Annotated in this window: 13 protein-coding genes; 9 read left to right on the top strand and 4 right to left on the bottom strand. The window is 44.9% G+C overall.

Annotation, left to right across the window (positions count from 1 at the left end; translation table 11 throughout):
* The first annotated feature begins 74 nt into the window (after positions 1-74).
* A complete protein-coding gene (locus HB679_RS14700; RefSeq protein ID WP_214072757.1) occupies positions 75-662 on the top strand; it encodes a TetR/AcrR family transcriptional regulator in 588 nt (195 codons plus the stop codon).
* 39 nt (positions 663-701) lie between these two features.
* On the top strand, positions 702-2,255 hold the full coding sequence (locus HB679_RS14695) for a DHA2 family efflux MFS transporter permease subunit (RefSeq protein WP_214072756.1): 1,554 nt from the start codon (positions 702-704) through the stop codon (positions 2,253-2,255).
* Between the two features lie 56 nt (positions 2,256-2,311).
* On the opposite strand, the gene HB679_RS14690 is transcribed toward HB679_RS14695, so the two are convergent.
* The 3 genes from HB679_RS14690 to HB679_RS14680 all read right to left on the bottom strand — a co-directional run bounded on the left by HB679_RS14690 (position 2,312) and on the right by HB679_RS14680 (position 4,580).
* Positions 2,312-2,470, bottom strand: coding sequence for a lmo0937 family membrane protein (locus HB679_RS14690; RefSeq protein WP_214072755.1), 159 nt, complete (start codon positions 2,468-2,470; stop codon positions 2,312-2,314).
* Positions 2,471-2,751: 281 nt separating this feature from the next.
* Positions 2,752-3,207 (bottom strand): Rrf2 family transcriptional regulator, encoded by a 456-nt coding sequence (locus HB679_RS14685; RefSeq protein ID WP_214072754.1) that lies wholly within the window; start codon positions 3,205-3,207, stop codon positions 2,752-2,754.
* 143 nt (positions 3,208-3,350) lie between these two features.
* Entirely contained in the window at positions 3,351-4,580 is a 1,230-nt protein-coding gene (locus tag HB679_RS14680; protein ID WP_214072753.1) for a nucleoside permease, read from the bottom strand.
* A gap of 124 nt (positions 4,581-4,704) precedes the next feature.
* On the opposite strand from HB679_RS14680, the gene HB679_RS14675 reads away from it, so the two are divergent.
* The 7 genes from HB679_RS14675 to HB679_RS14645 all read left to right on the top strand — a co-directional run bounded on the left by HB679_RS14675 (position 4,705) and on the right by HB679_RS14645 (position 13,650).
* Positions 4,705-5,985, top strand: a complete 1,281-nt coding sequence (locus HB679_RS14675; protein WP_214072752.1) for a Gfo/Idh/MocA family oxidoreductase — start codon at positions 4,705-4,707, stop codon at positions 5,983-5,985.
* Between the two features lie 18 nt (positions 5,986-6,003).
* On the top strand, positions 6,004-9,396 hold the full coding sequence (locus HB679_RS14670; RefSeq protein WP_214072751.1) for a family 16 glycoside hydrolase: 3,393 nt from the start codon (positions 6,004-6,006) through the stop codon (positions 9,394-9,396).
* 130 nt (positions 9,397-9,526) lie between these two features.
* Positions 9,527-10,600, top strand: coding sequence for a Gfo/Idh/MocA family oxidoreductase (locus HB679_RS14665; RefSeq protein ID WP_214072750.1), 1,074 nt, complete (start codon positions 9,527-9,529; stop codon positions 10,598-10,600).
* Between the two features lie 183 nt (positions 10,601-10,783).
* The gene (locus HB679_RS14660) at positions 10,784-11,398 is read left to right on the top strand and encodes a TetR/AcrR family transcriptional regulator (protein WP_214072749.1); all 615 of its coding nucleotides are present in this window, start codon (positions 10,784-10,786) and stop codon (positions 11,396-11,398) included.
* A gap of 46 nt (positions 11,399-11,444) precedes the next feature.
* Complete coding sequence (locus HB679_RS14655) at positions 11,445-12,719, top strand: MFS transporter (RefSeq protein ID WP_255547617.1); 1,275 nt, start codon at positions 11,445-11,447, stop codon at positions 12,717-12,719.
* Positions 12,720-12,768: 49 nt separating this feature from the next.
* Positions 12,769-13,317: an isochorismatase family cysteine hydrolase gene (locus HB679_RS14650; RefSeq protein ID WP_214072748.1), complete on the top strand. Its 549-nt coding sequence runs from the start codon at positions 12,769-12,771 to the stop codon at positions 13,315-13,317.
* A 24-nt stretch (positions 13,318-13,341) separates the two neighbouring features.
* Positions 13,342-13,650 (top strand): hypothetical protein, encoded by a 309-nt coding sequence (locus HB679_RS14645; protein WP_214072747.1) that lies wholly within the window; start codon positions 13,342-13,344, stop codon positions 13,648-13,650.
* Positions 13,651-13,727: 77 nt separating this feature from the next.
* Here the strand turns inward: HB679_RS14645 and HB679_RS20730 are convergent, their stop codons facing one another.
* The gene (locus tag HB679_RS20730) at positions 13,728-14,555 is read right to left on the bottom strand and encodes an AraC family transcriptional regulator (RefSeq protein WP_214072746.1); all 828 of its coding nucleotides are present in this window, start codon (positions 14,553-14,555) and stop codon (positions 13,728-13,730) included.
* Positions 14,556-14,565 lie beyond the last annotated feature (10 nt).

The raw sequence follows: 14,565 nt of genomic DNA, 5'->3' as shown, positions 1-14,565 counted from the left end.
TCCTTTGCAATTTGAATGTCAACTGATAAAATATTTATTGAAAATTAGACCGATCGGTTTATATTTGTATCGTAATGACAAAAGCAGAGCGTACCCGGCAGTTTATTATTGAAAAGGCAGCACCTATCTTCAATCAGAAAGGTATTGCCGGTACTTCTATGAGCGACGTTATGGAAGCCACCAAACTGGCTAAGGGGGGAGTTTACGGAAATTTTGAAAGTAAAGAAGCTTTGTGCCTGGAGGTTTTTGCATACCTGAGTAAATTAACCCAGGATGAGATTACCCTGAAGGTAAACGCAGTAGACACAGCGAAGGACAAACTATACGTGCTGCTTGACTCTTATGCACACCGGGTGCTGAAAGAAAACTATGGTGGCTGCCCCATCCTGAACTTTGGTGCCGAGGCTGATGATACTAATCCGCTGATGAAGCAAAAAGTTAACGAGGCTATTATCCGCTTTAAAAATCGATTTTCTAAAATCATTACAGATGGCCAGGCAAGCGGCGAATTATCTGAAAAATTCGACGCAGAGCTATTCGGCTTAAAGGCCTTTACCATGATTGAGGGGGGCATCTTGATCAGTAAGGTGCAGAACAATCCGGGGCATATGCACACCATCATCGCTTTGCTGAAAAAGGAGATCGATCAATTTATTAACTAATTTTTTTTACCCTAAAAAAGACCGATCGGTCTAATAAATATGAATAACCTGAAACGCAATCTCCTCATCGTCACCGTACTGCTGGCCGCGGTAATGGAACTGATAGATACTACGATAGTTAACGTGGCTTTATCCCACATGAGCGGTAACCTGGGCGCCACTTTAGAAGATACAACCTGGGTAGTAACGGCCTATGCTATTGCTAATGTGATCATCATCCCTATGACCAGCTTTTTGACGGCCATCTTTGGCAGACGGCGCTATTACATAGGTTCCATCATCATATTTGTGATCTGTTCATTTATGTGCGGCAGTGCCGGTAACATCTGGACGCTGGTGATCTTCAGGTTTCTGCAGGGTTTAGGTGGTGGCGCTTTGCTTTCCGTTTCGCAGGCGGTAATTTTTGAATGTTTCCCTAAAGAAAAACAGAGTGTAGCCAGCGCAATATTTGGCATCGGGGTTTTTATTGGTCCAACTATTGGCCCTACCATGGGTGGTATTATTATCGACAATTATTCATGGCCGCTGATATTTTATATTAACGTACCTATCGGTATTTTGGCCGCAACATCATGTTATTTCTTACTCACCGAACCGTCCATCAAGCCCACAGTTAATAAAGTAGATTGGTTGGGCATTATCTTACTGGCTATAGGCATTGGCTCCCTGCAAACTGTACTGGAACGCGGCCAGACAGAAGATTGGTTTGCTACTGGCTATATCACCTTCCTCAGCGTTACAACCGTTATTTCGTTGACTGCTTTTATACTGTGGGAGTTGCACGTACCACACCCGGTGGTGAACCTGCGTGTTTTTAAAAGTAAATCGCTCACTATAGCTGCCATCCTGACTTTTATTACGGGTATTGGTATGTTTACCTCGGTGTTTCTAACGCCGGTAATAGCACAGCGTTTACTTGGGTTTTCGCCAACACAAACCGGGTTTTTATTGTTGCCGGGAGCTGTTATTGCTATTATCGGCTTAATGGTTTCGGGTAAACTGATCCAGGCCGGATTATCGCCGTTAATCGTAGTAGCTGCGGGGTTTGCCTGTTTTATCTTCTTCAACTGGAATATGTCGCACATTAATTTCGATACCTCGGCACACGCTATAACCATAAATTTGATTTTCAGAGCACTGGGCATGGCCTTCCTGACGGTGCCACTTACTTTGCTGGCGGTGTCGTCTTTAGCACCGGCGGATATTCCACAAGGCGCATCTTTAAATAACATGATGCGGCAATTAGGCGGCGCGTTTGGCATATCGGCCATCAATACTTATGCCGCGCGCAGGGTTGCAGTTCACCGTACCGATTTGTTGGCTAATATCTCCAACTATAATTCAGAAGCGGTGAGCCGACTAAATTCGCTTACTGCCTATTTTCAACATAAGGGTATTAACGCTATAGATGCTAAGGCAAAGGGTGTGGCGATTATTGAACAAACCGTCATAAAACAGTCGGCTATGTTAAGTTATGCAGACGCATTTTTCCTGATAGGTTTGCTATTTGCAGTTACGCTGCCTTTATTGCTATTTGTGATACGGGCGCCTAAAAACGCGGCAATAGGTAAAATGGTGATATCTGATCATTAAAAACAAAAGAACCCGGCTTGAACAACAAGCCGGGTTCTTTAGTTTGGGTGATTGCGTTATATTGTTGTCGTATCTCTGCGCAGGAAACCCAGCACTAAAGAAATAATAGCAATAACCAATAAGATGTGGATTAAGCCACCTGCTGCGTAAGCAAAAGTTCCGATTGCCCAACCAATGATCAGGATAACAGCGATAATATACAATAATGATCTCATGACTTTATGTTTTATGTAAGTAGATGACCTATGTCATACAAAAGCAATACCACTTTGGGTTGTAGTTCAATTTTGACATTTTTTGGGAATAATTACTGTATTAAAACGGATACTTCGCAGCATTTTGAGGACAGCGACGCTAAATTCGATTTGTCATTCTGAGCGACAGCGAAGAATCTTATACGCCTATAAATTTATCGCCTGGGTATTACTAACCTATCAATGTTATAAGATCCTTCACTACGTTCAGGATGACAAAAGTGCGCTGTTGAATGAAGCCGTTATTTCTTTTGATTTAACAACAGATTCGCCACCAATGATCCTTCTTTGCTGATCATATCGGCAATACTGGTGCCAGATAGTATTTTAAAATCAGCTTCGCGGATATCAATAAACAGGTCGCGGATGCTGCAGGTGACTTCTTCGGCGCATTCATCACATTTATGGTAATGGAAAATGCTGGCGCAGGAAATGCGGGCAATGGGGCCGTCAATTTGCCGGATGATCTTATCCAGTGTGATTTTTTCGGGTGATTCGCGCAGCGAGTAACCACCATCTACACCCTTCAAACTATAAATATAGCCGCCAATCTTCAAATCAGACAAAATACTTCTCAGATACCTTTGCGGGATATTCTCCGCGTCGGCAATCTGCACCGCATTCAGCGATCTTTGTTTGTAGTTTTTGCCCAGTAAAATGAGCGCCTTAATGGCGTATTTAGCTTTTTTTGATAACATATCTCTTCGGTGACTGCGACCCGCACCCTGCTGATTGAAACTAACGAATAAAATGCAGTCTCAATCTTCGCTTACAAAGCTAAAATAATAAAATTGGTCTGTGTTTAGTAAATGTGACGTTTTGATATACTCGCCAGGTCGGTTTAAACTTCCGGTACCTTTACTTCAGCTTTAGTGCCCGGTGCATCGTCTTTGAACAATAGTAAGAACAGTATCAATACCACTACCGCTATGCCGCCCGGAATTAACCAGATAGACTGCCAGTTATGCGTTGTTGCCGAGGTCTGATAACTGTCAACTATTGGCCCCGAGATGGTAAAGCCAATAAACATCCCTATACCATAGGTAGCAAAAGTGATTAAGCTTTGCGCCGCGTTTTTATAACGCTCGCCGGCCAGGTTGTCGGTATAAATTTGTCCGGCCACGAAGAAGAAATCATAACATACGCCGTGAATGATGATACCGCCCAATAGCATCCAGTAATTATGATCGGCATTGCCAAAAGCAAACATTACGTAACGCAGTCCCCAGGCTAACATGGCCATGGCCAGCATTTTTTTGATGCCTAATCGTACAAAAAAGAATGGCATGGCTATCATGAAGAACAGTTCAGAAAACTGCGCGATAGATTGAATAGCCGCTGCTTTTTTAACCCCCACCTCGTTTAAAAACGGATTAGTGAAGTTGTAGTAAAATGCCAATGGGATACAAATACTTACCGATGCAATGAAGAATATCAGGAAAGATCTTTTCTTCAACAGGCCAATCGCTTCCAAACCCAAAGTGTCATACAATGATGTTTTTTGTCCCTTTTTAGCCGGAGGGGTATCAGGCAATGTAAATGCCAGCAAACCCAGAACCAAAGAGGCCCCGGCAGCGGCAGTGAAAGTTAAAGCCAGGGAGTTGCTCTGTTCCCAACCCAGCCAGCCAATTAGTAATCCGGCAATGATCCAGCCAATGGTGCCGAAAGTACGGATTGGTGGAAACTCCTTGCTTGGGTTCAGCATTTGTTTAAATGATACCGTATTTACCAAAGCCAGTGTAGGCATGTAAATAATCATGTACAATAATATGAAGGGATAAAAACTGTCGAAATTTGGGGCCTTGCTCACAAAATACATTAACACAGCCCCTGCGATATGTAAAACGCCCAGTATTTTTTGTGCCGAAAAATATTTGTCGGCTATAAACCCGATAAAAATAGGGGCGATGATAGCGCCCAGTGCCTGGGTTGCATATGCCGTAGCATTCTGCACGCCGGTAGCATGCAGGTTTTTACTCAGGTAGGTCCCCATGGTTACAAACCATACGCCCCAGATAAAAAACTGGAGAAACATCATGGTGGATAGTTTTACGCGGATGGTTGCTGTCATGGTTATGTGTATAAATTGATTGGCAGATTTGGTAAATATATCATCATCCGCCCAAAATAAAAATAGGTGCTGTTGCAATGTTGGTAAAAGCTGCTTAAATTCAACCTTGTATAAACAAGTAATTATGAGCCTGACCAATAAACAAAAACCAAATTCGCGGAGAGACTTTATCAAAAAATCGGCGGTCGGCGTGGCTGCTTTTAGCATTGTGCCCCGTTATGTTTTAGGCGGAACCAAATACATTGCGCCCAGCGATAAGCTAACCAAAGCTATTATTGGCGTTGGTGGCATGGGCCGTAATCACATTCCTTACGAAGATACGCAGGTAGTTGCTATTTGCGACGTAGACACCAAACACCTCTCGGAAGTTGCAGGCATGCTGGACAAAGGCGTTAAAACCTTTACCGACTATCGCGAACTGATCAGGCTGCCCGAGGTTGATATTGTGCATATTGCTACGCCACCGCACTGGCACGGCATTATTTCTGTGGATGCACTAAACGCAGGTAAAGATGTTTGGTGCGAAAAGCCCATGACGCACACTATTGGCGAGGGTAAACGGGTTAAAGAAGCCGTGCAGGCCAATGGCCGTATGTTCCGGATCAATACTTGGTTCAGGTATAAAGATGTTTTTTACGGGATGGGCACCACCACAAAGCCGATCAAAAAATTGGTAGACAGCGGTTTGCTGGGATGGCCCTTAAAGGTTACCATAGGCAAATACACCGGGTACGACTGGAAATTTTATTGGGTAGGGCAAGAGAACCTGGTGCCACAACCGGTACCGCCCGAATTGGATTACAATACCTGGCTTGGCCCGGCGCAATACAAACCTTACCACCCGCACAGGGTGCACCAAACTTTTAGGGGTTACTGGGATTATGATGGTGGCGGCCTGAGCGATATGGGCCAGCATTATATGGACCCGGTACAATACTTTTTGGGTAAGGATGATACCAGCCCAATATCGGTAGAGGTGGATGCACCGCAACAACACCCGGATGCTGTGGGCACCTGGAGAAGGATAACTTATACGTATGCCGATGGCTGCCAGATTATTTTAGATGGTGAGGGCAAGGATGATGGTACGCCTTATATTCAAGGGCCGAAAGGGAAACTGTACCCGGGCTTTAAGTCGGATATTCCGGACCTGGAGCGTAAGCTTGCACAGTTTCCAGATCCGCCGGCGCAGATGACCACCTTTACCGACTCGGTTAAAACACGCCAGAAATTTACCTTGAACGAGGAGAACGCTTTCCGCTCATGTACGATAGTCAACATGGGGATGATTGCCTTGAAGCTGGGCCGTTCCTTAAAATTCGACCCGGTTAAATTAGAGTTTATTGATGATGAGGCTGCCAACCGGTTGATGAATCCGGCCATGCGCGCACCTTACAGTATTTAACCGTTAGCTATTGTAAATATGAAAAAAATATACATTCTATTCATAGTAACCGCGCTGCAAACCACCGTTTGGGCACAGGATAAAAAGGCAGCAACGGTATTGGCCGCTATGCCGGCTGATAATGCTGCCACACTTAAAAAGGATCTGGCCAATGTAATTGATCTGGGCGAGGATGGTTACGTAGACCTGATCAGCGGCCTTAAAGCACCCGGCACACCAACTAATGCAGCTATACAATATACGGTGAGCGGCTTTACTGCCTATGCTGCACAAACCGGTAATGAGAACTTACGCAAGATGAGCGTTGCCGCTTACATCAAGGCCCTGCCTAAATTAATGGACGAGCAGAGTAAACAATTTATCATTAGTCAGTTTGATTTGGTTGGCCGTGATGATGCTGTTGCTTGTTTAGCCGGATACCTGAGTAATACCGAGGCATCAGATGCTGCCGCTGAACTGGCAGACGCGGCTTGCAGGGCTTTGGTTAAAATAAATTCGCCTGCATCAAAAGCTGCTTTGTTAACGGCATTACCCAAGGCAAACGACGGCGTGAAGCTTTCGGTTATAGAAGCGTTGGGTAATTTGCGTTATAAGGCAGCTGCTCCGGCTATTAATAAACTGGCGGTGACCGGCGATGCAGTGCTGGCTAAAGTTTGTTACTACACGCTCTCGCAAATTGGCGATCCGTCATCAGAAATGGTGCTGGCATCCGCGGCAGCAAAAAGTGGTTATAAATACGAAAGCACCAATGCCACTAAATTATACCTGATCTATACGGAACAATTGTTGAGAAACGGCAACAAACTCATCGCCCAAAAAAATGCGACTAGTTTATTAACTAAAGCCAAAGCAAACGACCTGGTGAATGTGCGCATCAACGCCATGAAAATCTTGTTAGAAGCAGGCTCCAATAAACAAGCGTTATTGCTAACCGCCGCAACTGACGCCAATGCCGAATATCGCGCGGCAGCTTTAAGATTTGCCTTGCCTTATGTTAATGCGGCAACCGTGTCGCTTTGGACAAAGAAGTTAGCTATAGTTAACGATGCGGTGAAAGTGGATATTTTATACATGCTGGGTCAAACCGCTAATAAAGCGGCATTGCCTGCTATACTTGCTCTATATCAAAGCAAAAGCCCTGATGTAAAACTGGCAGCCATTAAAGCCTCGGTAAATATTGGGCAGGAGCAGGTGCTTGGTTCATTGATTAAACTGATGAACACCAGCAGCTCTGATGATATCGATAACATTGTCGAAGTCATCAGCCATATGAAAGGTTCAACGGTTACGCAACAAGTTGCAGCTGCAATTCCATCTGCGAAACAAACCGTTCAGGTTGCCTTGATTGGGATCTTGGATACCCGTGCCGCTAATGGCCAGTTTAACGCGGTTTTTGTACAGTTGAAAAGTAGTAACGCGCATACTAAATCGGCTGCATTTTCTGCATTAAGAAGTGTATCAGCCTCACAAAATTTATCGCAGCTGTTTACGTTACTCAACGAAACAAGCGGGGATGAGCAAGCTGCCGTACAGGATGCTATCATTGCGGTAACTATCCGTGCCGATAACAAAGCGCAGGAAACTGATTCGGTTTTGCAGCAGATGTCATCGGCTCCGAAAAATAGCAAGTCTGCCTATTATAAAATATTAGCAAATTTGGGTGGCGATAAGTCATTGAAAATAGTGACAGAAGCTTATAATTCTGGCGATGCTAATACTAAGAAAGCGGTGCTTGGTGCACTGGCTGTCTGGGCCAATAGCGGTGCTATTCGCCCACTCAATAAAATAGCGCACCAGGAGAAAGATGCGGAGTTGCTTAACCTGGCTATAACCGGCTATTTAAACCAGGTGAGTCAACAGGCTGATGTACCGGCAGAGCAACGCTTATTATTGCTGCGCGAGGCCATGACCGCCGCGCAAACCGTCGACCAAAAGAAACAGATCTTAGCCAACGCTGTCGATGCCAAATGTTTTAATACCATCATCTTTGCCGCTAAATACCTGGATGATGCCGATTTGAAAGAGCAAGCGTCTACCACGTTGGTAAAGGTTGCTTTAGCCGGCGAATACGATGGCGACATGATCAAAGGTTTCCTAACCAAAGCGGCTCCCTGGGTGAGCAATCGACAAAGAGATAACGTTAACAAATACCTAGCCGCTATGAAACCGGGTGAAGGCTTTGTATCGATGTTTAACGGTACCGACCTGACCGGCTGGAAAGGATTGGTTGAAAATCCGATAAAACGCGCCGCCATGGATGCCAGTACCCTGGCCACTGCGCAGGCCAAAGCCGACGGCGAAGCTAAAAACGATTGGAAAGTGGTGAATGGTGAGTTGCTATTTGAAGGCAAAGGATTTCAAAACCTGTGTACGGTTAAGAAGTACGGCGACTTTGAAATGTATGTGGACTGGAAGATTATTAACGATCATAAAGGAGAGGGTGATGCGGGCATTTATCTGCGTGGGTCGCCGCAGGTGCAGATCTGGGATACCACCCGGCACAATGCCGGTGCACAGGTAGGCTCGGGTGGTTTATATAACAACCAGGTTAACGAAAGCAAGCCGCTTAAAGTTGCCGATAATAAACTGGACGAATGGAACACTTTCCACATCATTATGAAAGGCGACCGCGTAACGGTTTATCTGAATGGCCAGTTGGTTACCGATAACGTGATATTGGAAAATTACTGGGACCGCAAACAGCCGATCTTCCCGATAGAACAAATTGAGCTGCAGGCTCATGGCTCGCCGGTTGCTTATCGCGATCTGTACGTTAAAGAACTGCCGCAAGTGAAGCCGTTTGAGCTGAGTGATGAAGAAAAGAAAGACGGCTTTAAAGTATTATTCGACGGAACCAATATGTTTAACTGGATTGGCAATACCGTTGATTATACTACCGAGGATGGCGATATCGTGATCCACCCCAGACCAGGTAAAGTCAACGGCGGTAATTTGTATACCAAAGAGGAGTATAGCGATTTTGTGTTTAGATTTGAATTTAAGCTGACGCCGGGCGCTAACAATGGTTTGGGCATCCGCGCACCTTTAGAAGGCGATGCGGCTTACACGGGAATGGAATTGCAGATATTGGATAATGAAGCGCCGCAGTATAAAGATTTGCATGTGTATCAATATCATGGCTCGGTTTATGGCACTATTCCCGCCAAACGCGGTTTCCTGAAACCTGTGGGCGAGTGGAACTATGAAGAGGTAATTGTAAAAGGTCCGAAGATTAAAGTGATTCTAAATGGCACGCTGATCAATGATGCCGATATTACCGACGCCCGAAAAAACGGCGCCGCCGACGGCAAACCGCACCCCGGCCTGCAACGCGACAGCGGGCACATTGGCTTTTTAGGTCATGGTGACGTGGTGTATTTTAGAAATATCAGGGTGAAGGATTTGAAGTAGACCCGACCCAACCCTCTCCGCCAACAGGCGGAAGGGCTTTTAATAAAAATTCAATAATAAATAACAAAAACAAAATTCTCCCTTACCGGGGGAGTCCCGATAGCTATCGGGATAGAGGGGGTGGTTATATATGTCTGAAAATATAAAAGTATTAGTAGTAGGCTGCGGTAATATGGGTGCCTCGCACGCCACTGCCTACCATAACCTGGATGGATTTGAAATTTGCGGTCTCGTATCAACGGGCAACAGCAAAGTGGTGCTGAATGAAAAATTGGGCGGTGGCTATGCCTTATATACAGATTACGACGAAGCGCTGGCAGCCACTAAACCCGATGCGGTTTGTATTTCAACCTACCCGGACACGCACGAAGAATTTGCTATCAAGGCTTTTGAAAATGGCTGTCACGTGTTCATAGAAAAGCCATTGGCCGATACGGTTGAGGGTGCCGTCCGCGTAGCTGAGGCGGCAAAAAAGGCCGGAAAGAAATTGGTGGTTGGTTATATCTTAAGATACCATCCTTCTTGGGAAAAGTTCATTGAAGTTGCACAGCAAATGGGCAAGCCGTTAGTGATGCGGATGAATTTGAATCAACAGAGCCATGGTTATATGTGGACCGTGCACCGCAACCTGATGAAGAGCCTGAGCCCGATTGTGGATTGCGCCGTACACTATATTGATGTAATGTGCCAGATGACGCGCTCAAAACCTGTACAGGTAAACGCCATTGGCGCAAGACTTACTGACGAGATTCCTGATTGGAACTATAACTATGGTCAGTTGCAGATCAGGTTTGAAGATGGCTCGATAGGCTGGTACGAAGCCGGCTGGGGGCCGATGGTGAGCGAGACGGCATTTTTTATTAAGGACGTATTCGGGCCGAAAGGTGCGGTATCGATCGTTGCTAAAGAAGCTTCCAAAATTGGGCAGTCTGATACAATAGATTCGCATACCAAAACCGAATCGATCAAAGTACACCATGCCGACATTGATGCAGACGACGAGTTTACCAAACCCGATGAATATATAGATATGCACGATGAGCCAGACCACCAGGAATTGTGTAACCGCGAGCAACGCTTCTTCCTGAAGGCGATTAAAGAGGATCTCGACTTGAGTCACCCGACCGAGGACGCGATCAATAGTTTGCGGATAGCCTTCGCCTGCGACGAATCGGTAAAAACCGGTGAGGTGGTGAAATTATAAACTTTCATTAAGCTGATTTAAAAGAAATAACTGCTTTTAATTGTTTTAAACTGCTTTTTAGTGAATTATACTGCGTTAAAAGGGTGAAATAAACTCGCCTTTTTTTAGGTTAGATTTGCATCAATTCAAAAAAATAAATTTGACACTTTTTTATTTTTGTCAAATAATTTATACCTTTGCTTTGTGATTAAGACAGTAAAAGCGGATGATAAGATCCAGGAAGAGATCCTGCGGGCTGCAATAAACCTTTATCGCAAACATGGTCCGGCCAAAGTAACTATGGACGAGGTTGCCAATGCTACCGGCCGCAGCCGCACCTCGCTTTATTATTACTACAAAAACCGGGAAGAGATTTTCCGGGCAGTACTGGATACGATTGTTGATGATGTGATAGCAGAGATCAAGCGCGATGTGAATAATGCCGGTACTATCCACGAAAAGATCCATGCGTTTTGTTCGGCCAAGATCACTACTTCAGGCAGGTGGCGCTATGTTTTTAAAGCAATGTGGGATTCCATGAATGCCGAAGAGCAAACCAAGCACACCAAGATCATGGAAGCGTTGCACAGTAAACTAGTCTACAAAGAGGGACTGATTATCAAAGAGATTTTATCAGAGAGCATTGGCAAGAATGAGATTCGCCCCATTACCGCAACAGAGCAGGATATGCTGGGGTTTATTCTGTCAAGTAGCGTCCGCGGTTTGCGCAACGAGATCCACTATAAAAACGATCCGCACGATATGAAAGAAGCGCTTAGTATGTTGTCGGACATCATTAGTAGTTGGATTTTGAAGTAATTTTTTTTGAAAAATTTTCGACGTTTTTAATTTTCTGTCAAATTCAATGAAAAAACTAAGTAATTATAACCTTTTTAGAGCTTTTAGGAGTAAAAACTATTCGTTGTACTTTGTGGGCAGGGCGGTGTCGCAATTTGGCACCTGGATGCAGCGTACCGCGGTGGTTTGGGTAGTTTATTCTATCACCCATTCGCCGTTTTTATTGGGCCTTACCATCTTTGCCGAGACCTTCCCTTCGTTCCTGTTCTCGGTATTTGGCGGCGTGGCTGCAGATCGGTATGACCGCTATAAAGTGCTCAAAATTACGCAGATATCTTCTATGATTCAGGCGGTAATATTAGCGGCGCTGGTTATCAGCGGCCATGTAATTATATGGGTAATTATTTTATTAAGTATCATACTGGGTATTATAAACGCCTTCGATGTGCCGGTTAGGCAAGCCTTAGTAAATGAGGTAGTTACCGATAAAGAAGACCTGCCTAATGCCCTGGCGCTGACCACTGCAACGGCCAACCTTGCCCAATTGCTTGGTCCGGCACTGTCGGGTATTGTGCTGAATGCCTTTGGTGCAGGGGTTTGTTTCCTGATCAATGCAGCAAGTTTTGGTGCGGTAATGATCTCGCTGATTTTGATGACCCTGCCTGCCTATATCCCTAAAATAAAAGAAAAAAAGATCATGCAGGAATTTGCAGAGGGCTTTATCTATTTAAAACAAACGCCAGAAATCGGGCTGATGGTGGTAATGCTGGCCCTGGTTAGTTTGCTGGTGTTGCCATACAATACCGTCATCCCCATATTTGCTAAAGTTATTTTCAAGGGTAACGCCTCTACGTTTGGTTATATCAACAGCTGTGTAGGTGTGGGTGCTGTAACAGGTACTATTTTCCTGGCTTCACGAAAGGCCGGTTCAAATTTGAAAAAGATCTTGTTTATCACTTCTATTATTGGTGGTATAGGGCTTATCGGTTTTTCACAGATCAGGATTTTCCCTGTAGCAATGATCTTTGTTGCCCTTGCGGGTTTTGGCGCTATGGCGCAGTTTACTATCAGCAATATTACGGTTCAATCCAGGTCGTCTGCCGAAATGCGGGGCCGCGCAATCAGCATTGTTTTGATGGCGATTTTTGGGATGATGCCTTTGGGTAGTTTGTTGGTTGGCGCCGTTTCACAGCGTATTGGTGCGCCAACTACGGTGCTGTGCCAGGGTATAATTGGCCTGGTCATAGCGATAGTTTTTATCAGGTTTTTGCTGACTAAACCTAAAAACACTATCACAAACCGGGAAATAACTGAAGACATTATTCAAGAACAATCGGCCTAAACAGGCCCGGGATATAGAAATCTATTTAGAAACATACAACACTTTTACTATGCAACAAAACACCGCTCTTTTAGTCATGGATATGCAAACTGCTATCCTTGGCATGCTACCTTCGTCAGAGGCTTTAATTAACAACAATGTTAAAGCCATTGCAAAGGCCCGCGAAAACAATGTGCCCGTAATTTACGTGGTAGTTGGTTTTCGCCAGGGCACGCCGGAGATAAGCGATGACAATAAAACATTCGGCGCAAGCAAAGCACTCTTTGCCAATGCTGATATGCAGGAGTTTATTAAAATACACCCGACTGTAGCACCCAATCAAGATGAAATCACGGTAATAAAGCGTCGCGTTAGCGCATTTACCGGCAGCGATTTGGAGGTTGTACTAAGAGCCAAAGGCATCAAAAATTTAGTTTTAACCGGGATTGCTACCAGTGGCGTGGTGCTTTCTACTATCCGCGAAGCGGCTGATAAAGATTACGGCTTGACTGTATTGGCAGATTGCTGCGCCGATGGCGACGAAGAGGTTCACCGCGTATTAACAACCAAGATATTTGTGCGCCAGGCGGATGTGCTTAACGTAGACGACTGGAAATAATTCATAAACATTTAAACTAATATTATGCAATGGTATCATTACTTCAGCGGCTTTTGGGCTGGCATGTTCCTGGCCAACTTTGTTCCGCATTTTATTAAGGGTATAGCCGGCGACGCTTTCCCAACACCTTTTGCCAAACCGCCGGGCAAGGGGCTGTCTTCGCCAATGGTGAACGTATTATGGGCCTTGTTCAATTTGGTAGTGGGCTACCTGCTTTTCCGCGTCGGTAAAGTTAATGCTGATAACTGTTTATCTATGCTAATATTCTTTGCCGGCATTGCGGCTATCAGCATTATGGGTGCTAATAACTTTGTGCATAAGGATAAGGCTTGAGATTCTTTGCGATGACATTTAGAAACAAAAAAGCCACTCAATTGAATGGCTTTTTTGTTTAGTTATTAGTCGGTTGACTATATCGCTTTTCGATCAGGCAACACCGAGGGCGGATACCCAAACCGTTTCTTAAACGCATAAGAAAAATGCGATAGGTTTTCAAAACCTACTTCCAGGTAAATATCTGCCGCTTTACGTTTCTTTTCGGCCAGTTGGTAATGTGCCAGTTCCAGGCGCTTTTGGGTGAGCCACTTTTGGGGCGTGGTGTAAAAGGCTTTCTTAAAATCGCGTTTAAAGGTGGTGAGGCTGCGGCCGGTGAGGTATCCAAATTTATCCATAGGCATGTTGAACATGTAGTTGCGCTCCATAAATTCGGTTAGGTTGATCTTGCCAGGCTCCTCAAAATTACCCAGGCTATAAAACAAATCCTCATTAATTTCTTTGAGGATGGATATAGCCTCATCCACTTTGTTTTCTGCAATGGTTTCGGGCAGTTCATTTTTCAGCTCGAAGTAAGGCAGTAGTGAATTGAACAAGCTATCCAGCAAAGGGTGAGGATCAAACAAACTGATGCCCGGTTTTTGATTTTCCGGGAATGGTTTCAGATGATGCCTGGCAAAATAATGCTGTACAGATTCGGGCGTAAAATATACCGCCGCCGAACTATAGGGCTTTCCATCTTTCGGGAGCTTCATAACCTTAGCCAGTTCAAGTCGAGGGAAGAAAATTGTATCGCCGGCGCCAACCGACAGGGTCCTGTCGGGCAAGATGATGCGCATCTCGCCCGACAGCATTCTGATCAGCGTATTTTTCTGTACGATGAATTGATCGCTGTGATACTTCCCCTCGGTACAGGTCAAAAAAATACTGGCCTTTGAAACGGCTTGTATGTTATGGCTAATCACTCTGCAAAAT

This window comes from Mucilaginibacter sp. dw_454, from assembly GCF_018449775.1.
In the GTDB taxonomy this organism is placed as follows: Bacteria; Bacteroidota; Bacteroidia; order Sphingobacteriales; family Sphingobacteriaceae; genus Mucilaginibacter.
This window is presented reverse-complemented; position numbering and strand designations above follow the sequence as displayed.

Bases quoted from the DNA above. Each gene is read 5' to 3' on its own strand.
- HB679_RS14665 (WP_214072750.1), top strand. From the start codon at position 9,527: ATGTCTGAAAATATAAAAGTATTAGTAGTAGGCTGCGGTAATATGGGT.
- HB679_RS14700 (WP_214072757.1), top strand. From the start codon at position 75: ATGACAAAAGCAGAGCGTACCCGGCAGTTTATTATTGAAAAGGCAGCA.
- HB679_RS14670 (WP_214072751.1), top strand. From the start codon at position 6,004: ATGAAAAAAATATACATTCTATTCATAGTAACCGCGCTGCAAACCACC.
- HB679_RS14685 (WP_214072754.1), bottom strand. From the start codon at position 3,207: ATGTTATCAAAAAAAGCTAAATACGCCATTAAGGCGCTCATTTTACTG.
- HB679_RS14695 (WP_214072756.1), top strand. From the start codon at position 702: ATGAATAACCTGAAACGCAATCTCCTCATCGTCACCGTACTGCTGGCC.
- HB679_RS14655 (WP_255547617.1), top strand. From the start codon at position 11,445: ATGAAAAAACTAAGTAATTATAACCTTTTTAGAGCTTTTAGGAGTAAA.
- HB679_RS14680 (WP_214072753.1), bottom strand. From the start codon at position 4,580: ATGACAGCAACCATCCGCGTAAAACTATCCACCATGATGTTTCTCCAG.
- HB679_RS14690 (WP_214072755.1), bottom strand. From the start codon at position 2,470: ATGAGATCATTATTGTATATTATCGCTGTTATCCTGATCATTGGTTGG.
- HB679_RS14675 (WP_214072752.1), top strand. From the start codon at position 4,705: ATGAGCCTGACCAATAAACAAAAACCAAATTCGCGGAGAGACTTTATC.
- HB679_RS14650 (WP_214072748.1), top strand. From the start codon at position 12,769: ATGCAACAAAACACCGCTCTTTTAGTCATGGATATGCAAACTGCTATC.
- HB679_RS14645 (WP_214072747.1), top strand. From the start codon at position 13,342: ATGCAATGGTATCATTACTTCAGCGGCTTTTGGGCTGGCATGTTCCTG.